Source organism: Nocardioides immobilis (genome assembly GCF_003515065.1).
GTDB classification, from domain to species: Bacteria; Actinomycetota; Actinomycetes; order Propionibacteriales; family Nocardioidaceae; genus Nocardioides; species Nocardioides immobilis.
The window spans coordinates 24,564-44,940 of record NZ_QXGH01000040.1; the positions used below are offsets into that span (position 1 = coordinate 24,564).

Sequence of the window (20,377 nt, forward strand, 5' to 3'; positions counted from 1 at the left end):
CACGTGGGCAGGCTCGAGGGCAAGGTCGCACTGATCTCGGGCGGGGCGCGGGGGCTCGGCGCTGCGCACGTCGAGCTGTTTGCCGAGGAAGGTGGCGCTGTCGTCTTCGGTGACGTCCTCGTTGACGAGGGTGCGGCACTCGCGGATCGGCTCGGTGAACGTGGACTCCACGTCCAGTTCCTCAAGCTCGACGTCACGCAGGCCGATGACTGGGCCGCAGCGGTCGACCTCGCGGTCAACCTGCACGGCCGACTGACGACCTTGGTCAACAACGCGGCGATCTTCAGCGCGGACGGCACGCAGGACGTGACTCAGGAGACGTTTCGCCATGTGTTGAGCGTCAACCTCGAGGGGCAGTGGCTCGGCATGAGAGCGGCGTTGCCTGCCTTGGTCGAGTTCGGCAACTCATCGATCGTCAACATCTGCTCTGTCTATGCGCATCTGGCGACTCCCGATGCGGTCGCTTACCACGCGTCGAAAGGTGGGGTGCTGATCATGACCCGGTCGACGGCTTTGGAGTACGTCGGTCGCGGTGTGCGGGTCAACGCAGTCAATCCCGGCGCGATCGACACTCTCTTCGCGGGCTCGGCAACACCGGACGCAGGCGCGATCTCGTCGGTGGTCCCCCTCGGGAGGTCTGCGGATCCGCGCGAGATCGCGCACGCGTCGTTGTTCCTCGCGTCGGACGATGCCAGCTACATCACGGGTACCGAGATCGTCGCGGACGGCGGCTGGTCGGCCGGATGAGGAGGAGGACGAGATGAAGTTCGGAATCCGCTACTCGGACGTCGGGATGGATGACATCCTCACGATCGCCCAGGCCGCTGATAGCGCCGGGTTGGAGTCGATGTGGCGAGGCGAGCACGTGTTGAGTCCTCGCACGATCCGCTCGATCGATCCGTACTACGCGCGGGCACTTCCCCCGGGCATGGAACGCTTCGCGATGCTCGACCCGAACACACTTGCGGCGTATCTCGCGGCCAAGACGGAGAACATCCGCTTCTGCATGGGTGTCAATCTGATCGCCCTGCACGTCCCCTACCAGTTGGCGCGGGTGCTCGCGACTGCGGACATCGTCAGCAACGGCCGAATCATGATGGCCGTCGGTGTGGGCTGGCTGAAGGAAGAGTTCGACATCTTGGGTGTCGACTGGAAGACCCGCGGGGGGAGGACAGACGAGGCCATCGCCGTACTCCGAACGCTGTGGAACGATCCTCACCCGCAGTTCGAGGGCAAGCACTTCCAGCTCCCTCCGGTCACCTTCGCCCCCAAACCGATCCAGAAGAGCCTGCCGATCTTTGTCGCTGGGATGTCGAGGTTCGCATACCGGCGCGCTGCCCGTCACGGCGACGGATGGTACGGCCACGACCTGTCCCTGGCCGAGGTCGTTCCGATCGTGCGGACGATCCAGGAGGAGCGGGAGAGGTACGACCGCATGGATCACCCCTTCGAGTTCACGACACGCGCTCCGTACGACATCACGCCTGATGAGGCCGAGGGCTTCGAGGCGGCTGGTATCGATCGCCTGATCCTTGACGTCGGCTCGGCCGCCTACAACGGCGTGTCCACCGTCGTCGAGCGGATCGAGCGGATCGGCAAAGAACTGGTGCGCAACACGTGAGCTGGATCGCAACGACAGCAGACAGCCCGAGAGAAACGAAGGAGATGGCGATGGAGATGGACCTCGGACGAATCGGCATCTGGACGAATCAGCTCAACGGGTTGAAGGCGGCCGAGCTCAGGGACACGCTCCAGGAGATCGAGGGGCTGGGATACGGCGCCTTGTGGCAAGGCGAGAGCGCTACGGGGCGAGAGGCGCTGACCAACGCTGCGCTGACGCTGAGCTGGACCGACCGCATTGTCGCCGCAACCGGTGTGGCATCGATCTGGGCCCGGGACGCGGCAGGACTCGCCTCCGCGCAGCGAATGTTGTGCGAGTCGTTCCCCTACCGATTCCTCCTCGGACTCGGGGTCAGCCACGAGGGTCAGATCACGGCTCGCGGCCACGACTTCGACACCAAGCCCCTCACTGCAATGGGCCACTACCTGCGGAGCATGGACATCCAGCCCGCGGGCGTCCTCCCACACCCCCCGGCACCGCCGCCGCGCGTGCTCGCCGCGCTCGGGCCTGCCATGCTCGACCTGGCTCGGGACCACGCGCAAGGTGCTCACCCGTTCCTGGTGACGCCCGAACAGACCAAGGCTGCTCGGGACGTCCTCGGACCGGGTCGCATCCTGGCGCCCGAGCTGGGTGTGCTGCTGGAGACGGATGCCGAAGCAGCTCGCACAGTCCTGCGCGGCGAGATCAAGTCCCGACTGGGCTATCCCAACTACCGCAGGAGCCTGCTGAACCAGGGCTTCACCGAGGCCGACCTCGCTGACGGCGGTAGCGACGCATTGATCGACCGGCTCTTCGCCTGGGGATCGATCTCCGACGTCGCTCAGCGCGTGGAGGAGCACATCGCTTCTGGAGCCGACCACGTTGCGCTCTACGCACTGCGACCACGCTCGGGCCAGGTGCCGCTCGAGGAGTGGCGCGAGCTGGCAACCATCATCTGAACGTGGCCGCTACCGGGGCCGAGCCGGCGAGGTCACAGGGTGGTCGCGGTGCCGCCGTCGACGGGCAAGATGGCACCGGTGACGTATGACCCAGCGGGCGATGCCAGGAAGATGGCGGCGCCCGCCATGTCCGAGGGGCCGGCGAAACGCTTGAGCGGCACCGGACCGAGCACGACGTCGGCGCCCTTCTCCTCCAGCGTGGCCGTGAGCATCTTGCTCTCGAACATGCCGGGCGCAATGACATTGACCGTCACCGACTTCGCCGCCAGCTGCTTGGCGAGATGTCGGCTGAGCTGGTGGACGGCGGCCTTGGACGCGCTGTAGGCGTACGTCTCGTGGTCGGGCACGCGGATCGCGTTGATCGATCCGACGTTGATGATGCGCGCAGGATCGTGGTGACTTGCGGCTTCCTCGATGAGGGGAAGGAGGGCTTGGATCAGGAAGAAGGGTCCCTTGGTGTTGATGTCAAACACCTTGTCCCATCCGGATTCCGGATACTCGGTCAGTGTCTCTGCCCAGATGGCCCCCGCGTTGTTGATCAGCACGTCGAGCCGGTCGACGCGCACGGCGAACTCGGCCGCGAATGTTCGGCAACCCTCGACCGTGGCGAGGTTGGCGGTCATGGCGTGGCACTCGCCGTACGCGGCCAGGTCGTGCGCGGCCTTGTCGGCAACCTCGGCGTTGCGGGCGCAGATGTAGACCCGGGCACCGGCTTTGACGAAGCCCTCGGCGATCGAGCGGCCGATGCCCCGACTGCCGCCGGTGACCAGCACAGTCTTCCCGGCGACGTCGAACAGGCGCTCGATGGTGATGTCACTAGTCACGTCGTGTTCCTTCTTCCGGTGGCTTCGCTTGTCGAACGTAGGAGGACCGCCCCAGCCGGGTCAGCTCTTGAGCTTGTAGTCCTCGAGCATCGCGCGGCCGATGATCATCTTCTGGATGTCGGTGGTGCCCTCGCCGATGAGCATGAAGGCGACCTCGCGGTAGAGCCGCTCGATCTCGTACTCCTTGGAGTAGCCGTAGCCGCCGTGGATCCGGAAGGAGTCCTCGACGACCTCGTGGGCGTACTCCGAGGCGACCATCTTGGCCATGCCGGCCTCGACGTCCATCCGCTCGCCGCTGTCCTTCATCCGGGCGGCCTTCACCATCATGGTGTGGGCGACCTCGACCTTGGTGGCCATCTCCGCGATGCGGAAGAGGATGGCCTGGTGGGCGGCGATCGGCTTGCCGAAGGTGTGGCGCTGCTGGGCGTAGGCGACGCCGAGCTCGAAGCCCCGCCAGGCCAGGCCGCAGGCGCGGGCGGCGACGTTGACGCGGCCGACCTCGACGCCGTCCATCATCTGGTAGAAGCCCTTGCCGGTCTCCCCGCCCAGGACCTGGTCGGCGCGGACCACGTGACCGTCGAGGACCATCTCGGTCGTCTCGACGCCCTTGTAGCCCATCTTGTCGATCTTGCCGGGGATGGTCAGGCCGGGGGCGGTCTCGCCGAAGCCGGCTTCCTTCTCGATGAGGAAGGTCGTCATGTTCTTGTAGACCGAGTCGTTGCCGTCGTCGGTCTTGCACAGCGTCGCGACCAGGCGCGACTGGGCGCCGTTGGTCAGCCACATCTTCGAGCCGGTGATCTTGTAGCTGCCGTCGTCCTGCTGGACCGCCTTGGTGGAGACCGCGGAGACGTCGGAGCCGAGGCCCGGCTCGGACATCGAGAACGCGCCGCGCATCTCGCCGCTGGCCATCTGGGGCAGGTACTTCTGCTTCTGCTCCTCGGTGCCGTGCTGCATCACCATGTAGGCCACGATGAAGTGGGTGTTGATGACGCCCGACACGCTCATCCAGCCGCGGGCGATCTCCTCGACGCACAGGGCGTAGGTGAGGAGCGACTCGCCGAGGCCGCCGTACTCCTCAGGGATCATCAGGCCGAAGACGCCGAGCTCCTTGAGGCCCTCGACGATGTCGGTGGGGTACTCGTCGGCGTGCTCGAGCTCCTGGGCAACCGGGATGATCTGCTCGTCGACGAACACCCGGACGGCCTTGAGGATCTCGGTCTGGTCCTCGGTCAGGCCGTCGGTGCTGGCGAGACGAGCCACAAGGTTTGCCTTTCGTAGAGTGGTGCCGTGTGGAGTGCGCTCGGCTCAGTCGTCGGTGACGATGACGCCGTCGGCGACCAAGGCCGCGACGCGTGCGGCGTCGTAGACCTCTTCGGCCAACGAACGCGAGTCCTGCCCGACCCTGGGCGCCGGACCAGATCGTTCGGGCCGGGCACCATTGAACCGCCACGGCGGGCGGAGGACGCCCAGCCCGTCGTGCTCCGGCTCAACCAGGTGCAGCCACTCGGTCTGCGGATGGTTGACGAAGCCTCCCATGGTCAGCACGGGTGCGAACGGGATGTCGTTCTCGGTGAGCAGCTGCTCCCACAAGGCAGCGGGCTTGGAGATGAACTCGCGCTCGACGATCTCGACGAGCTCGAAGTAGTGGTCGGTGCGCAGGTCGTACGTCGTGAATCGTGAGTCCTCGGTGAGGTCGGTACGGCCCATGGCCTCACAGAATGCCCACCAGAACTTCTGCGACGACGAGAGGTGGATGGCAATGTCCTCTCCGGTCGCGGTCTTGAGGCAGAAGTTCTGTGCCTGCGGATGGCGGCTCTGGCGGCTCGGGTTCTTCTTGCCGTCGTCGTAGTACTGGCTCAAGGCGTCGATGGTGAGGGTGCTGACGGCCTCCATGAGCGAGGTCTCCACCAGCTGCCCCGAACCCGTCCGGCCACGACCGACCAGGGCGGCGAGCACGCCTGCTGCGTTGGTCAGACCGGTGATCAGGTCGGCGATGCAGGTGCCTGCCAGCTGGGCGTGATCGGCGTTTCCGAGTACTGAGTACAACCCACCGACGGCCTGTCCGATCGTGTCGTAGGCAGGCCGGTCAGCCAGGGGGCCGCCGTTTCCGAAGCCGGTGACGGACGAGTACACGAGCGTGGGGTTGAGCGCGGCGAGGTCATCGCGGCCCAGCCCGAGTGCGGCCATCTTGCCGGGCCTCATGTTCTCCATCACGACATCGAAGCGGGGCACGAGGTCCTTGATCAGTCTGACGCCATCGGGGTGCTTCAAGTCGACCGCCAGGCTCCGCTTCCCGACGTTGTATTGCACCCAGTACTTGCTCGCGGTGTCTTGGCCTCGGCGGAAGTCGTCCCCGCCGTGAGGCTTCTCCACCTTGACCACCTCGGCGCCGAGACCGGACAGCAAGGAAGCACCGTACGGCGCGGAGATGTACCCGCCGATCTCAAGGATCCTGATGTCCTGGAGGGGCTTGTACTGCATCTGTGAGACCTCGTTCAGCGCTTGGTGGGTGGCGGCGTTCTACAGCTCCTCACCTATCGTACACAATATATGTAGGTAGTGGCTAGGGCTGCGCCGCCGCGGCGCGCGCCTGCGACAAAGCCATTGCTCTGTTTAATATATCGTGTATGGTTGCGCTTCAAGGAGGCGATGGTGAAACCACTTCGTTCTGTTCTGTTCGTTCCCGGCCACCGCGGCGCGTGGGTCGAGAAGGCCATTGCCACGGGGGTTGACGGCCTGATCATGGACTTGGAGGACTCCGTCCCCGAGGACCTGAAGTCCGACGCGCGAGCCGAGGTGGCCCGCTCCTTGGCCCGTCTTTCCGAGAGTCGCACGGAGGCCGGTATCTATGTCCGCGTCAACGCTCTCGACACGGGTCTGACCGGCGATGACATCGAGGCGGTAGTGGTCCCCGGCCTCGACGGACTCAGCCTTCCCAAGACCTTCGGGCCCGAGGACATCATCCGCTACGACGCGCTGGTGACCCACTTCGAGCTCAAGAACGGCGTGGAGCCGGGTTCCATCGAGTTCATCTGCAACCTCGAGACCGCCGAGGCCTATGCGACGTGCGAGCAGATTGCCGTGGCCTCGCCGCGGGTCGCGACGCTCTTCGCCGGCACGGCCCGCGACGCCGACGTGTCGCGCTCCATCGGCTTCCAGTTCTCACCCGGCGGGGAGGAGACGCTCTATCTCCGCAGCCGCGCAGTTCTCGCCGCGCGGGCCGCCGGACTCGAGTTCCCCCTCGTCGGTGTCTGGCAGGACCTCGCCGATCCGGACGGCGCCAGGCGCTTCTCCGAGCAGAACCGCGCGCTCGGCTTCCGTGGACAGGTGCTGATCCACCCGTCGCACGTCGACGTGGCGAACGAGGTGTTCAGCCCGTCGGAGTTCGAGATCGACTTCTACTCCGGGATGATCACCGCTTTTGACGAGGCGGTGGCAGGGGGCGCGGCGGCGGTCGTCTACGAGGGAATGCACGTCGACTACGCCCACATCAAGACCGCACGCGACGTACTCGCCTACGCCGCGAACTTCGACAAGAACTGAACGAGAGGACACCAATCATGCCCGGCCTGTACTTCGAGGAGCTCGAGCCCGGTCTCGTGATCGACCACGCCACGCGGCGCACGGTCACCGAGACGGACAACATCCTTTTCTGCTCGATGACCCTCAACCTGGCCCCGCTGCACCTGGACGCCGAGTACTCCAAGGACAGCATCTACGGCGAGCGCCTGGTCAACAGCCTCTACATCCTCGGTCTGGTCACCGGCATCACCGTGCCCGACACCACGCAGGGCACGACATTGGGCAACCTTGGCTTCCAGGAGGTCAAGTTCCCCAAACCCGTCTTCCACGGCGACACCATCCGGGTGCGCACCGAGATCGTCTCGAAGCGCGAGTCCCAGAGCCGCGACGACTCCGGGATCGTCTACTTCCGCCACTACGGCATCAACCAGCGCGACGAGATCGTGTGCGACGCCGCCCGCGCTGGGCTGATGCTCAAGCGCTCGACGGTGGACGAGCCCGCCAGCGTCTGACGACTCGTCCGCCGCGCGCCCGAAGGGAACCCCTGATGCAAGGCCCTGGCCTGTTCGCCGCACCCGACGCCCCTGCGTGGGCGCCGGGCGAGACGGAACGCCGACGCAGCCGACTCCTCGCCGCGATGGAGCGGTGGGGGCACGACAGCGTCGAGTCACTGCACGCGGCCTCAGTCGACGAGCCCGAGTGGTTCTGGCGTGCGGTCGTGGAGGACTTGGGAGTCGACTTCCGCGAGCCCTTCGACAAGGTGCGGGACGAGAGCGCCGGCAAGCCGCTGCCGCAGTGGTTCACGGGTGGGCGGCTGAACGCCGCCGACCTGTGCTGCCACCGCCACGCGGACGGGCCGCTGGCGGACAAGCAGGCCGTGGTCTTCGAGGGCGACGAAGGCCAGCAGCGGTGGTTGACCTACCGCGACCTGGACCATGAGGTACGACGATTCGCCGCGAACCTCGTCGCGCTGGGGGTTCGGCAGGGCGACCGAGTGGTGCTCTTTCTCCCGGTCGTGCCGGAGGCGGTCGTGGCCTTCCTGGCCTGCGCTGCCGTCGGCGCGATCTCGGTGCCGGCTTTTACCGGCTACGGCCCGGAGGCGCTGGCGACCCGGCTCCGTGAGTCGGAAGCCACGATCCTCGTCACCGCGGACGGCACCACGCGTCGTGGCAAGCGGGTCAACCTCAAGGGGGTGGCGGACGAGGCCATGGTCGGGGCATCGATGCGCGTCTGCGTCGTGGTCGCGCATTCAGGCGACGACGTGCCGATGCACCCCGAACGGGATGTCTATTGGCACGACCTCGATCCCGAACCCACACCGGTGCAGACCGTGGCGATGGGAAGCAACGACCCGCTCACCATCATCTACACCTCAGGGACCACCGGAGCGCCCAAGGGCATCGTGCATTCGCACGCCGGGTTCTCGGTCAAGGCGGCGGTCGACTTCGCCTACGGCTTCGATATTGACGAGGACGACGTCATCGCCTGGATCGCGGACATGGGCTGGATGCTCGGCCCACTGCTCATCATGGGTGGGCTCCAACTGGGCGCCACGATCGTCCTCGTCGAGGGGCTGCCACACCACCCCGATCCGCAGCGGCTCTGGAAGATCGTCGAGCGGCACCGTGTCACCTTCCAGGGGCTCGCGCCGACGGCGGCGCGGCTGCTGATGAACGAGGGTGGCGGAGCTTCTCAGCACGACATCTCGTCCGTGCGCTCTTTCGCTTCCACCGGCGAAGCCTGGGACACGCCGACCTGGCACTGGCTCTTCTCCGAGGTGGGCGGCCGGACTCGACCGATCGTCAACTACAGCGGTGGCACGGAGACCGGAGGCGGGATCCTCGTCAGCTACCCGTTCCTCCCGATGGCCGCCGGCGGATTCAACGGCCCCCTGCCCGGCATGGACGTCGCGGTCCTCGACCAGGCTGGCGAGCCCGTGGTCGGTCAGGTGGGCGAGCTCGCGGTGCTCAACACGTGGCCCGGCATGACACACGCCTTCTGGCAGGACACCGAGCGCTACCTCGAGACCTACTGGCGCCAGTTCGACAGCACCTGGGTGCATGGTGACCTGGCCAGCGTCGAGGCAGACGGCACCTGGCATCTCCATGGTCGCTCGGACGACACCATCAAGGTGTCGGGCCGCCGGGTCGGACCGGCGGAGATCGAGGCAGGTCTCCTGCGTGACTCCCGCGTCCTAGAGGCAGCCGTGATCGGCGTACCGGACGAGATGCGCGGACAGCGCGTGGTTGCCTTCGCGGTCGTCCGCGAAGACGCCGAGATCGACGACGTGCGGGCCCAGGCGCTGCACAACGTCGGCAAATCCTTCGCACCGAGCCTGCACCTGGTGCGCAGCCTGCCCAAAACCAAGAACGGAAAGATCATGCGCCGCGCCATCCGGGCCAGGCACCTCGGTCAGCCCGCCGGGGACATGTCAGCTCTCGAGCCGACAACCCCGCTCGAAGACATCCCCACCATCCAGGAAGTAGGAGACCGATGACCACCGACGCAGCCGACCTCGAGCTCATCCGCAAGACCACCCGTGATCTCGCCCGCAAGTTCGACCTGGACTACTGGCGGCAGAAGGACAAGGACCACGAGTATCCCTGGGAGTTCGTCAAGGCTTTTGCCGACGGGGGCTGGCTCGGCGCGATGATTCCTGAGGAGTACGGCGGCCTGGGCCTGGGCCTGACCGAGTCCGCGGTGATGCTCCACGAGATCGGCTACGCCGGTGGCACCGGTGGCGCCTCGGCCATCCACTTCTACATCTTCCCGCCCGGCCCCGTGATCCGACACGGCTCGGAGGAGATGAAGAAGAAGTACCTCCCGAAGATCGCCGCCGGCGAGCTGCTCATGGCCTTCGGTGTCACTGAGGCGGACGCCGGTGTCGACACCTCCCGCATCACCACCAAGGCTGAGCGGGTTGGCGACAAGTGGGTCGTCAACGGCAACAAGGTGTGGATCACCAACGCGCAGAACGCCCACCGGATCCTGCTGCTGACCCGCACCTCCCCACGCGACCCGGAGAAGCCCTTCGCCGGGATGACCCTGTTCTTCACCGACCTCGACCGCACCAAGATCACCGTGCGGGAGATCGAGAAGCTCGGCCGCTCCTGCATCGACTCCAACGAGCTCTTCATCGACAACCTGGAGATCGGTGACGAGGACGTCGTCGGCGAGGTCGGCAAGGGCTTCTACTACTTGCTGGACGGTCTCAACCCCGAGCGCATCTGTGTCTCGATGGAGCAGATCGGTCTCGGCCGGGCGGCGCTGGACATCGCCGTCCAGTACGCGAAGGACCGGGTTATCTTCGACCGCCCTATTGGCAAGAACCAGGCCGTTGCCCACCCCCTGGCCGACTCATGGATCCGCCTGCAGGCCGCGGAGCAGATCGCGATGAAGGCCGCCGAACTCTTCGACAACCACGAGCCCTGCGGCCCGGAGGCCAACGCGGCGAAGTTCCTCGGCGCCGAGGCAGGGTTCGACGCGTGCGACCGGGCGATGCAGACACTGGGCGGCTATTCCTACGCGAAGGAGTATCACGTCGAGCGCCTGTGGCGTGAGTCGCGTCTGCTCAAGATCGCGCCGATCTCCCAGGGCATGGTGCTCAACTATGTGAGCGACAAGATCCTCGGCCTCCCGAAGTCGTACTGATGGAGCAGCTCAGCGAGCAGGGCAGCGCGTTCGACCCTGGGCAGGGTCTCCTGGACGGACAGGTCGCGGTCGTGACCGGTGCCGCGCAGGGGATCGGCCTGGCCATCGCGGACACGTTCCTTGCTCACGGCGCCAGCGTGATGGTGGTGGACGTGGATGAGGCGAAGGTCGACGCGGTCGTCAAGGAGCGGACCGATGCTGGCCTGCCCGTCGCGGGTCAGCGGTGCGACGTCACCAGCGAGGAGGACATGTACGCGCTCGTCGCAGCCGCCCTGGAGGCCTTCGGGCGGATCGACGTCCTAGTGAACAACGCCGGGATCACGCGGGACCGGTACATGGCCAAGATGAGCGTGGACGACTTCGAGTCCGTGTTGGACGTCAGCCTGAAGGGCGCCTGGTTGGGGACGCGGGCGGTCTCCACTCTGTTTCGGGAGCAGAAGAGCGGCGCGATCGTCAACATGTCCTCGCTCTCGGGCAAGATCGGCAACCCCGGTCAGACCAACTACAGCGCCGCCAAAGCGGGGCTCATCGGGCTGACCAAGGCCTCCGCCAAGGAGCTCGGACCGTCCGGCGTCCGGGTCAACGCCGTGCAACCCGGCTTGGTGCGGACCGAGATGACCCTCTCGATGAAGCCCGAGATCTTTGCCGCGAAGGAGGCGGAGGTCCCGATGGGCCGTGCCGGCGAGCCGGACGAAGTCGCCAGCGCGGTGTTGTTCCTCGCATCGCCCTTGGCGTCATACGTCAACGGCGCGGTGCTCGAGGTCACCGGCGGCCGGGGAATCTGACCAGCACCCATGAGAGAGACATGACAGACATGCGTGAGGCAGTGATCTGCGAGCCCGTGCGGACCGCGGTCGGCAAGTACGGCGGTGTGTTCAAGGACGTCCCGGCCGCCGAGCTGGCGGCGACCGTGTTGCGGGGCCTCGTGGAGCGAACCGGCATCGACCCGGGTTCGGTCGACGACGTCATCTTCGGTCAGTGCTACCCGAACGGAGAGGCGCCGGCCATCGGTCGGGTCGCCGCTTTGGACGCCGGCTTCCCGATCAGCGTGCCGGGCCAGCAGCTCGATCGCCGATGCGGGTCGGCGCTGCAGGCGGTGCTCGATGGTGCCATGCGGGTGCAGACGGGCGCATGTGAGGTGGTGGTTGCCGGTGGCGCCGAGAGTATGAGTCAGGCGGAGCACTACACCGTCGGCGGACGCTTCGGCTATCGCGGGGACTCCGCTCCGATGTGGGACCGGATCGCGCGTGGCCGGATCACCTCCGGCGGCAAGAACTACCCGGTCGAGGGGGGAATGCTCGAGACGGCGGAGAACCTCCGCCGCGAGTTCTCGATCAGTCGGGAGGCACAGGACCAGCTCGCGTTCTCGTCTCACCAGCGCGCGGTGACCGCCCAGCGCGACGGCCGGTTCAAGGAGGAGATCGTGCCCGTCACGGTGCCCTCACGTCGCGGTGACGTCGTCGTGGACACCGACGAGCATCCCCGCGACGACGTCTCGTTGGAGTCCTTGGCGGCCCTTCGGCCGGTCCGGCTCAGGATCGACCCCGAGTCGACCGTTACCGCCGGTAACGCCAGCGGCCAGAATGACGGTGCCGCCGCCTGCCTGGTCACCACGCCGGAGAGGGCAGAACAGCTCGGCCTGCGTCCCCTCGCCCGTCTGGTGACCTGGGCGGCCGCCGGCGTCGAGCCGCACCGAATGGGCATCGGACCGGTGCCCTCCACCGAGGCAGCGCTCGCCCGCGCGGGACTGACGCTTGCCGACATGGACCTCATCGAGCTGAACGAAGCATTTGCCGCCCAAGCGCTGGCCTGTACGACGGTCTGGGGGCTGGGCGAGTCGGACTTCGACCGGGTAAACGTCAACGGGTCGGGGATCTCCCTTGGCCATCCCGTGGGTGCGACCGGGGTCCGGATTCTCACCACGATGCTGCGCGAGCTCGACCGACGAGAGGGACGTCTTGCGCTGGAAACGATGTGCATCGGTGGCGGACAGGGCCTGACGGCCGTCTTCGAGCGGACGCCATGAGCCACGCAACAGGCCCACTCGCCGGCGTCCGGGTGCTGGTGCTCGCCGGCATGGGTCCCACTCCGTTCGCCTCGATGCTGCTGGCCGACATGGGCGCGCACGTCGTGCGGGTTACGCGTACGTCCAACCGCCCCGCGCGGGCCTTGAGCCAGGTCGAGGCGATGCGTCCCGAGCATGACATCGTCAACCGCTCCGTAGAAACGATCGCGCTCGACCTGAAGAGCGTCGACGGCCGTGCCACGGTCCTCGAACTCGTCGATCTGGCCGACGCATTCATCGAGGGATTTCGCCCTGGGGTCACCGAACGGCTCGGACTGGGGCCCGAACCGCTGCTTCAGCGGAATCCTGCGATCGTCTACGCGCGGCTTACGGGCTATGGCCAGACGGGGCCGCTAGCCCTCGAAGCCGGTCACGACATCAATTACGTCGCGCAATCCGGTGTCCTTCACGCGTTGCGTCGCCGGGGCGAGTCGCCGCATCCCCCGATCAACCTGTTGGGTGACTACGCCGGCGGCGGCACGTTCGCCGCCTTCGGGATCGTCTCTGCTTTGCTGTCGGCGCGTACCACCGGACACGGTCAAGTCGTGGATGTCGCCATGCTCGACGGTGTCGCCACCCTGTCTGCGCGGTTGCACGGACTGCGCGCGGCTGGCGTCTACAACGGCGAACCTGGAACCAACTACCTGGATGGCGGAGCACCCTTCTACGACACGTACACCTGCTCGGACGGCAAGCACCTCGCGGTCGGCGCCCTGGAGCCAGACTTCTACCAGGAGTTCGTCAAGCTTCTGGGCGTCGACACATCTGACTGGCCGGCCCAGAACGACCAGTCCGACTGGCCGCGCCTGCGTGAGCTGATCCAGACCGCGATCATGGCGCGGAGCCGCGACGAGTGGGCACTCGTCTACGAAGGCACTGACGCCTGTGTGACTCCCGTCCTCGACTTCGAGGAGGCCGCCTCTCACCCGCACAACCAGGAACGTGGCCTGTTCCAAGAGCTGGAGGGCGTCCTCCACCCGGCTGCGGCCCCACGGTTCAGCCGCACCCCGGGCCGGGAGGTCAGCGTGCCCTCACGCGAGCAGACCTCGGTCGGCGATGTATTCGCAACGTGGCGAGCACCCGACGGCGCCGCAGCCACCCTCACCCACCGAAAGGACTTCTCATGACCGATCCGTACCAGCAGTTCAAGAGCCTGAGGTTCGAGCGCAACCAGCCGGGGGTCCTCGAGATCGTCTTCGACGGCCCGAACCTCAACGCGGTCGATGAGGAGATGCACTCCGAGATCCCAGCGGTGTGGCCGGTCGTCGACCGTGACCCGGACGTGCGATCGGTCATCGTCCGCGGAGCGGGCAAGGCGTTCTCTGCGGGCGGCGACTTCGCCCTGATCGACGCGCAGATCGAGGACTACGACGTCCGCATGCGCGTCATGCGGGAGTCGCGCGACCTGTTTTACAACATCATCAATTGCTCCAAGCCCATCATCTCGGCGATCCACGGCCCGGCTGTCGGTGCCGGACTTGTTGTGGCGCTGATGGCTGACATCTCGATCGCCGCCAACGACGCGCGCATCATCGACGGGCACACGCGGCTAGGGGTCGCCGCTGGTGACCACGCCGCCGCGGTGTGGCCCTTGCTGTGCGGCATGGCCAAGGCGAAGTACCTCTTGCTCACCTGCAGGGAGATCTCTGGCGAGGACGCCGAGAAGGCTGGCCTTGTCTCGTTGTCGGTGGAGAAGGACGACCTCCTGCACACGGCACGTGAGATCGCGGGCCAGCTCAGTGCCGGCGCCCAAGAGGCCATCAGTTGGACCAAGCAGACGTTGAACGAGTGGTACCGCCAGCAGGGCGCAATCTTCGAGGCGGGTTTGAGCATGGAGTTCCTGGGCTTCGGAGGCCCGGACGTCGTCGAAGGCGTCGCCTCGCACCGCGAGCGGCGCGCACCCGCCTTCCGCACGGAGCGGACCGCGTGACTCGTACGGCCGCAGACCTTTTGTTCAGACCCCGCAGCATCGTCGTCTACGGGGCGTCGTCGGACCCGGAAAAGCTCTCGGGACGTCCGCTCGACTATTTGAAGCGGTTCGGCTACGAGGGGTGTATCCACGCCGTCAATCCACGACGCAGCGAGGTCCAAGGCGTAGCCGCCTACGCCACCGCGGCTGAGGTTCCCGGACCGGTCGATCTGGCGATCGTCGTGGTTCCGGCATCGGCGGTCGTCGAGGCGATCCGCGGGTGCGCAGAGGCGGGGGTCGGTGCGGCCATCATCTTCGCGTCGGGCTTCAGCGAGATCGGTGAGGACGGCGCTCCGCAGCAGCGCGAGATAGCTGAGATCGCTCGTGGCAGTGGCATGAGAGTCGTCGGCCCGAACTGCCTCGGCACGTTCGCCGTCAACGAGAGGGCCTTCGCCACGTTCTCGACGGCATTCGACGAGGACGCCCACCGGCCCGTGTCGCCGATCGCCCTCGTCTCCCAGAGCGGCGCGGTGGGCACGTTCACCTACAGCACCATGAACTCCCTCGGACTTGGTGTGACGTACTTCGCCAACACAGGGAACGAGGTGGACGTCACTGTCACCGAGGTGCTCGCGGCCCTCGTCGACGCGCCCGATGTCAATGTCCTCATGGGTCACATCGAGGGGTGCAAGGATCTGGAGGCTCTGGCTGCGCTGGCCGCTGCCGCGCGCGAGCACGACAAGCCTCTCCTGCTGTTGAAGTCGGGTCGATCGGGGCCCGGAGCGCGGGCGGTGGCTGCCCACACCGGCAGTGTCGCCGGCGACGACGCCGCGTTCAACGAGGTGCTCGAAGCCCATGGAGCCGTCCGCGTGCCAAGCATGGAGGCTTGGTCCGATGCGGCGTTGGCCTTCATGGACGGGCGGCGCGCTTCGGGACGACGGGTCACGATCGTGACGCTCAGTGGCGGAGGTGGAGCACTGGCCGCGGACCGTGCCGCAGACCTCGGGCTCCGCGTCGAGACGTGGTCGAGCGAGGCGGACAGAGCGGTTCTCGCCAGCGGATTGCCGTACTTCGGCTCAACCAAGAACCCCATCGACATGACGGGCGCCATGATCAACGACCTGTCCCTCCTCGAGCGCACGCTCGCCAACGTGAGTGCGAACGACGACACGGACTCGGTGCTGGTCCTGTTGGGCAACGCCGATCGTGGTTCGGGAGAGATCGTCGCGACGCTCGCCAAGGCATATCAGGCGACCGACAAGCCGTTCATCGTCGCTTGGACCGGCGGCAGTGGGCGGCCCCGGGCCGCCCTCCTCGACGCCGGCGTGCCGACCTACACCGATCCCGATCGTGCCGTTGAGGCGCTGAGCAGAGTCACTGAGTTCAGCCTCGCGTAAGTCTGTCCATATTCGGATCGCTTGGATAGCCCCCGTACGGCCTATGTCGTGTATCATATATAACTCGCAACTAGTGCTGAGCGCCTTGGTGCCAGCACGGCAGGAGCTTGACCTGTGTCCGCCACTCACATCGAGAAGTTCGCCGCCTTCGCCGCCACGAGCACCCGGACCCCGCTGCCCGCCGAGGTGTCTGAGGAGACGAAGCGCATCCTCCTCGACACCATCGGCTGCGTCCTGGCGGCCGTCGACATACCCACCGGGAGGATGGGTATTGAGTACGGACGACTCCTGGGTGGTTCGAGTGACGAGGCGACCATCATGGGGCAGGCGAACAGAACGTCGGTGCATGGCGCCGCGTTCGCCAACGCTGAGATGTCGGCCACGCTGGACATGCACCCGATCGCTGCGCCCGGCCACGTTGCGCCGTACGTAGTGCCTGTGGTGCTGGCCTTGGGGGAGAAGCTGAACCGACCAGGCACCGACGTCATGACCGCGATCGCGGTCTGCCACGAGATGTCATTCAGGTTCGCGAAGACGATGGACAAGAATCGGGACATCAAGGACGGCAAGGCGGACACGTCCCCGGTCCTCGGTTACGCAAGCACCGTCTTCGGGGTCACCGCCGCGGCGGCGATCATGAAGGGCCTCGGCAAGGAAGTCGTGGCGAACGCCTTGGGCATCGCTGGCTGCACGTCGCCGGTCAACGCACACCGCGCCTGGCTGATGCACTCGCCCAACCCGACTATCAAGTACAACCTCCAGCCGGGTGGGCTGGTCTTCAACTCGCTGACTGCGGCGTACCTCGCCGAGCTGGGTCACCGCGGCGACAACCAGATTCTCGATGACGTGGAGTACGGCTATCCGCGATACATCGGCACGCGGCGCTGGGAGCCCTCCCGGCTCACCGACGCCCTGGGCTCGGAGTGGCGCTTTCCGGCCGAGTCGTACTTCAAGCCCTACCCGCACTGTCGGGTGACGCACGCGGTCCTCGACGTCATCTTCGACCTGGTGGAGACCAACGACATCAAGCCCGACGAGATCGAGTCGTTGACGGCGTACGGCGAGCAGTGGGCGGCTGGCGTCCCTACCTTCATGAATACCGACATCCGCCGTCCCTACGATGCGCAGTTCAGCTTCCCCCACGGACTTTCGCTCGCGGCTCACCGCGTGCCGCCCGGCAAGGACTGGCAGGACCCCGACGTAGTCTTCGACGCTTCCGTCCTGGACGTGATGCGAAAGGTCATCTGGAAGTCGCATCCGGACTGGGCGACCGCGGTCTCTGCCGATCCTGTGGCTCGTCCGACCCGCGTCGAGATCGTTGCTCGGGGGGAGACTTTCGTCGGTGAGCGTGCCTACCCGAAGGGCAGCCGTTCGCCCGATCCCTCGACCTACACGACCGACGAGGAGATCCGCGCGAAGTTCTTCCACAACGCGTCCGGTGTGATCAGCCCGGAGGACGCCCGGTGGGTTGCCGATCGGGTGATGAACCTCGAACAGATCGACGACGTGAGCGTCCTGATGGCTCGCCTCCGTCCGAGCGTCTGACTACGCGAGCTCGAACTATCTGTAGACAAGCTTGGAGGACGGGTATGGGCCGGGTTGAAGGCAAGATCGCACTGGTCACGGGTGCTGCGCGGGGCCAGGGCCGCAACCACGCGTGGCGTTTGGCCGAGGAGGGCGCGGACGTGATCGCGCTCGACATCTGCGAGGACCTGCCGACAGTTCCCTACTCACTGTCGAGCGAGGCGGATCTCCTCGAGACGGCCCGTGGCGTCGAGGGAAGGGGTCGCCGCGTCGTGTCCGCAAAGGTCGATGTCCGCGACCTCGAGCACCTGACGCAGGTCGTGGGCGACGCGGTTTCGGAGCTCGGCGGGTTGGACATCGTTTCGGCCGGCGCCGGAGTTTGCAGCTACGGCAACGTCCTGGACCTCACCGGCCAGCAGTGGGCGGAGCTCATCGACGTCAACCTGACCGGTGTCTTCAACACGGCAAAGGCCACGGTTCCTCACATCCTCGAGCAGGGGCGCGGAGGGTCGGTGATCTTCACTGCATCGACGTGTGGGCTGGGGGCTGTGCCGGGGATCGCTCACTACAACGCCAGCAAGTTCGGCGTCGTGGGGCTGACCAAGTCCCTGGCGCTGGAGCTGGGGGACCAGCGCGTGCGGGTCAACGCGCTGTGTCCGACGAACGTCGCAACTCCGATGTTCCAGAACGACTCGACGTGGAGGCTGTTCTTTCCCGACGTCGAGAACCCGACGCAGGCGGACGCCGAAGCCGAAGGATCCGCGGCCCGTCAGATGCATGTGATACCCGTGCCGTGGGTCGAGCCGGAAGACGTCACGAGTGCGCTGCTCTACCTAGCCTCCGATGATGGACGATACGTGACCGGGACGACCATGGTCATCGACGCCGGCCGGCTGCTTTAGGTAGACCGCACGTGACCGATCTGGGTGAGACGACCATGACGTCGGACGAAGTCGACGCGTACCTGCGCGCCGACGGTCGGTTCGCCGCCGTAGCGACGCTCCGCAAGGACGGGTCACCGTTCGTCATCCCGCTCGGCTACTACTACGACGGCAACTACCTCTACTTCTCGACCACGCCCCACCGAAGCCTCACGCACCGGCTCCGCCGAGACGGTCGCGCATCGGTTTCGATCTTCGACCACGAGGCGATCCATGGGTACGTCCTCGTCAACGGGGTGGTCCAAGAGATCGACGACCCGGGCAATGTCCTGAGCTTGAAGATGCATCACCGCTATCCGAAGCCGGGACTGGAGGGCTCGGACGACCACGACCGAATCTGGCTATCAGTGGGAAGGGTGGTCTTCCGGCTGTCGACCGAGAGCGCTGTCGGCATGGACCAACGCAAGGCGAGCGGCTCGATCTGGGCGCTGGCGATGCCGGACCAGACCCCTTCAGTGCTGCCCTAACATCCACTAGACACAGGAGTCTCCCCATGGTGTGGACTGGGAAGTTTGACCGCCTCTTCATCGGCGGAAGATGGGTCGAGCCCTCGTCGTCGGGACGCATCGACGTCGTTTCGCCCTCGACGGAAGAGGCGTTCGCCGAGGTGGTCAGCGGTGGCCGGGCCGACGTCGACCAAGCGGTCGACGCGGCCCGGACGGCAATGGAGGGTCCGTGGGCGCGAACGTCTGTCGAGGAGCGGATCGCCTTGCTGCGCCGGTTCAGTGCCGGCTACGAGGCCAGGCGGGAGGTGATGGCGAATCTCATCACCCACGAGATGGGTTGCCCGATCGGGCTCTCGCGCATGCTCCAAGCGACCAACCCGCAACGGATCATCGACACCTATGCGGATCTTGCCGGGACGTATCCGTTCAGCGAGCTGCGGCAGACCAGCACCGGTAATGCCTTGGTCCGTCGGGAGCCCGTCGGTGTGGTGGCCGCCGTCGTACCGTGGAATGCGCCGCAGGTGCTCACGATGCTCAAGCTCGCCCCTGCGTTGGTCGCGGGATGCACGATGGTGCTGAAGCCGTCACCAGAGACGCCGCTCGACGCCTACCTCATGGCCGAGATCCTGGAGGAGGCCGGCCTGCCCGAGGGCGTCCTCAATATCGTGCCAGCAGACCGCGACGTCAGCGAGTACCTTGTCTCCCACGCCGGCGTGGACAAAGTGACGTTCACCGGCTCCACGGCCGCCGGGCAGATGATCGCATCCCGGTGCGGACAAGACCTGCGTCGGGTGACGCTCGAGCTCGGCGGCAAGTCGGCCTCCATCATCCTCGACGACGCGGACATGGACCTGGCCGTCGGAGCTGTCGAGGGCGCCTCTCTGCGTAACGCAGGGCAGGCGTGTAGTGCCAAGACACGGCTCGTGGTGTCCACGCGACGTAAGAGCGAGCTGCTGGAACGACTGGTCGCAGTCGTCGGCGGTCTCACTGTCGGCGATCCCTTCGATGAAGGCACGGACATCGGCCCCCTCGTCACGTCCCGACAGCGCGACATCGTGGAGGGTTACATCGCCTCCGGGGTTGCCCAGGGCGCGACTCTTGTCGTCGGGGGAGGGCGGCCTGCCCTCGACCGAGGATGGTTCGTGCAACCGACTGTCTTCGCAGACGTTCATCCCGACATGCGTATCGCTCAGGAGGAGATCTTCGGACCGGTTCTTTCTGTACTGACCTACGAGGACGAGGACGAGGCGGTCGCCATCGCGAACAACTCGGTGTACGGCCTGAGTGGGTCCATCTTCACGAGCGACGAAGAGCACGGCCTCGACCTGGCCAAGCGGATCCGCACCGGCACTGTCGAGCTCAACGGCGCAGCGGCCGGCTACGAGGCACCCATGGGCGGCTTCAAGAACAGCGGAATCGGGCGCGAGTTCGCGACGGAGGGCCTGGACGGGTACGTCGAGTACAAGTCGATCGGTATCTCGGAGAGTCTCGCCGGGTCCCTGCCTAAAATGCGCGGCTAGTCAATCCTTGACCATGAGA

At 66.3% G+C, this 20,377-nt stretch carries 19 protein-coding genes; 16 read left to right on the plus strand and 3 right to left on the minus strand.

Translation table 11 applies throughout. The features are described from left to right. Positions 1–3: 3 nt before the first annotated feature. The 3 genes from D0Z08_RS27860 to D0Z08_RS27870 are packed head-to-tail and all read left to right on the plus strand — an operon-like array spanning position 4 to position 2,559. On the plus strand, positions 4–747 hold the full coding sequence (locus D0Z08_RS27860; RefSeq protein WP_182481519.1) for an SDR family NAD(P)-dependent oxidoreductase: 744 nt from the start codon (positions 4–6) through the stop codon (positions 745–747). Positions 748–760: 13 nt separating this feature from the next. Then, the gene (locus tag D0Z08_RS27865; protein WP_182481520.1) at positions 761–1,621 is read left to right on the plus strand and encodes a TIGR03619 family F420-dependent LLM class oxidoreductase; all 861 of its coding nucleotides are present in this window, start codon (positions 761–763) and stop codon (positions 1,619–1,621) included. A 50-nt stretch (positions 1,622–1,671) separates the two neighbouring features. Further along, the gene (locus tag D0Z08_RS27870; protein WP_220454406.1) at positions 1,672–2,559 is read left to right on the plus strand and encodes a TIGR03620 family F420-dependent LLM class oxidoreductase; all 888 of its coding nucleotides are present in this window, start codon (positions 1,672–1,674) and stop codon (positions 2,557–2,559) included. A gap of 32 nt (positions 2,560–2,591) precedes the next feature. Here D0Z08_RS27870 and D0Z08_RS27875 read toward each other — a convergent pair whose 3' ends face one another. Genes D0Z08_RS27875 through D0Z08_RS27885 form a run of 3 tightly spaced genes read right to left on the minus strand, consistent with a single transcriptional unit; the run spans position 2,592 to position 5,864 of the window. Further along, entirely contained in the window at positions 2,592–3,383 is a 792-nt protein-coding gene (locus D0Z08_RS27875) for an SDR family oxidoreductase (RefSeq protein WP_425454077.1), read from the minus strand. A gap of 60 nt (positions 3,384–3,443) precedes the next feature. Continuing rightward, on the minus strand, positions 3,444–4,643 hold the full coding sequence (locus tag D0Z08_RS27880; protein ID WP_118928565.1) for an acyl-CoA dehydrogenase family protein: 1,200 nt from the start codon (positions 4,641–4,643) through the stop codon (positions 3,444–3,446). A 45-nt stretch (positions 4,644–4,688) separates the two neighbouring features. Further along, the gene (locus D0Z08_RS27885; protein ID WP_118928566.1) at positions 4,689–5,864 is read right to left on the minus strand and encodes a CaiB/BaiF CoA transferase family protein; all 1,176 of its coding nucleotides are present in this window, start codon (positions 5,862–5,864) and stop codon (positions 4,689–4,691) included. A 150-nt stretch (positions 5,865–6,014) separates the two neighbouring features. Here D0Z08_RS27885 and D0Z08_RS27890 point away from each other — a divergent pair, with 150 nt between their 5' ends. From D0Z08_RS27890 to D0Z08_RS27950, 13 genes are all read left to right on the plus strand, one after another. Further along, positions 6,015–6,926 carry an HpcH/HpaI aldolase/citrate lyase family protein gene (locus D0Z08_RS27890; RefSeq protein ID WP_220454407.1) on the plus strand — a complete coding sequence of 304 codons (912 nt, stop codon included), beginning with the start codon at positions 6,015–6,017 and terminating at the stop codon, positions 6,924–6,926. Between the two features lie 17 nt (positions 6,927–6,943). Further along, entirely contained in the window at positions 6,944–7,417 is a 474-nt protein-coding gene (locus D0Z08_RS27895) for a MaoC family dehydratase (RefSeq protein WP_118928567.1), read from the plus strand. Positions 7,418–7,452: 35 nt separating this feature from the next. Then, positions 7,453–9,402 (plus strand): AMP-binding protein, encoded by a 1,950-nt coding sequence (locus tag D0Z08_RS27900; RefSeq protein ID WP_118928568.1) that lies wholly within the window; start codon positions 7,453–7,455, stop codon positions 9,400–9,402. Further along, positions 9,399–10,556 carry an acyl-CoA dehydrogenase family protein gene (locus D0Z08_RS27905; protein WP_118928569.1) on the plus strand — a complete coding sequence of 386 codons (1,158 nt, stop codon included), beginning with the start codon at positions 9,399–9,401 and terminating at the stop codon, positions 10,554–10,556. The genes D0Z08_RS27900 and D0Z08_RS27905 overlap by 4 nt, the downstream gene beginning before the upstream one ends. Beyond that, entirely contained in the window at positions 10,556–11,341 is a 786-nt protein-coding gene (gene fabG, locus D0Z08_RS27910) for a 3-oxoacyl-ACP reductase FabG (RefSeq protein ID WP_118928570.1), read from the plus strand. Before D0Z08_RS27905 ends, fabG begins: the two co-directional genes overlap by 1 nt. 20 nt (positions 11,342–11,361) lie before the next feature. After that, positions 11,362–12,582 carry an acetyl-CoA C-acetyltransferase gene (locus D0Z08_RS27915; RefSeq protein ID WP_220454408.1) on the plus strand — a complete coding sequence of 407 codons (1,221 nt, stop codon included), beginning with the start codon at positions 11,362–11,364 and terminating at the stop codon, positions 12,580–12,582. Then, a complete protein-coding gene (locus tag D0Z08_RS27920; protein ID WP_118928571.1) occupies positions 12,579–13,748 on the plus strand; it encodes a CaiB/BaiF CoA transferase family protein in 1,170 nt (389 codons plus the stop codon). The genes D0Z08_RS27915 and D0Z08_RS27920 overlap by 4 nt, the downstream gene beginning before the upstream one ends. Next, positions 13,745–14,551: an enoyl-CoA hydratase/isomerase family protein gene (locus tag D0Z08_RS27925; protein WP_118928572.1), complete on the plus strand. Its 807-nt coding sequence runs from the start codon at positions 13,745–13,747 to the stop codon at positions 14,549–14,551. The genes D0Z08_RS27920 and D0Z08_RS27925 overlap by 4 nt, the downstream gene beginning before the upstream one ends. Further along, positions 14,548–15,927, plus strand: a complete 1,380-nt coding sequence (locus tag D0Z08_RS27930; protein WP_118928573.1) for an acetate--CoA ligase family protein — start codon at positions 14,548–14,550, stop codon at positions 15,925–15,927. The genes D0Z08_RS27925 and D0Z08_RS27930 overlap by 4 nt, the downstream gene beginning before the upstream one ends. Before the next feature lie 114 nt (positions 15,928–16,041). Next, positions 16,042–17,472, plus strand: a complete 1,431-nt coding sequence (locus D0Z08_RS27935) for an MmgE/PrpD family protein (protein ID WP_118928574.1) — start codon at positions 16,042–16,044, stop codon at positions 17,470–17,472. A 44-nt stretch (positions 17,473–17,516) separates the two neighbouring features. Next, positions 17,517–18,353, plus strand: a complete 837-nt coding sequence (locus D0Z08_RS27940; RefSeq protein ID WP_118928575.1) for a mycofactocin-coupled SDR family oxidoreductase — start codon at positions 17,517–17,519, stop codon at positions 18,351–18,353. A 35-nt stretch (positions 18,354–18,388) separates the two neighbouring features. Next, positions 18,389–18,859, plus strand: a complete 471-nt coding sequence (locus D0Z08_RS27945; RefSeq protein ID WP_147381557.1) for a pyridoxamine 5'-phosphate oxidase family protein — start codon at positions 18,389–18,391, stop codon at positions 18,857–18,859. A 26-nt stretch (positions 18,860–18,885) separates the two neighbouring features. Next, positions 18,886–20,358, plus strand: coding sequence for an aldehyde dehydrogenase (locus D0Z08_RS27950; protein WP_118928577.1), 1,473 nt, complete (start codon positions 18,886–18,888; stop codon positions 20,356–20,358). Positions 20,359–20,377: the final 19 nt, after the last annotated feature.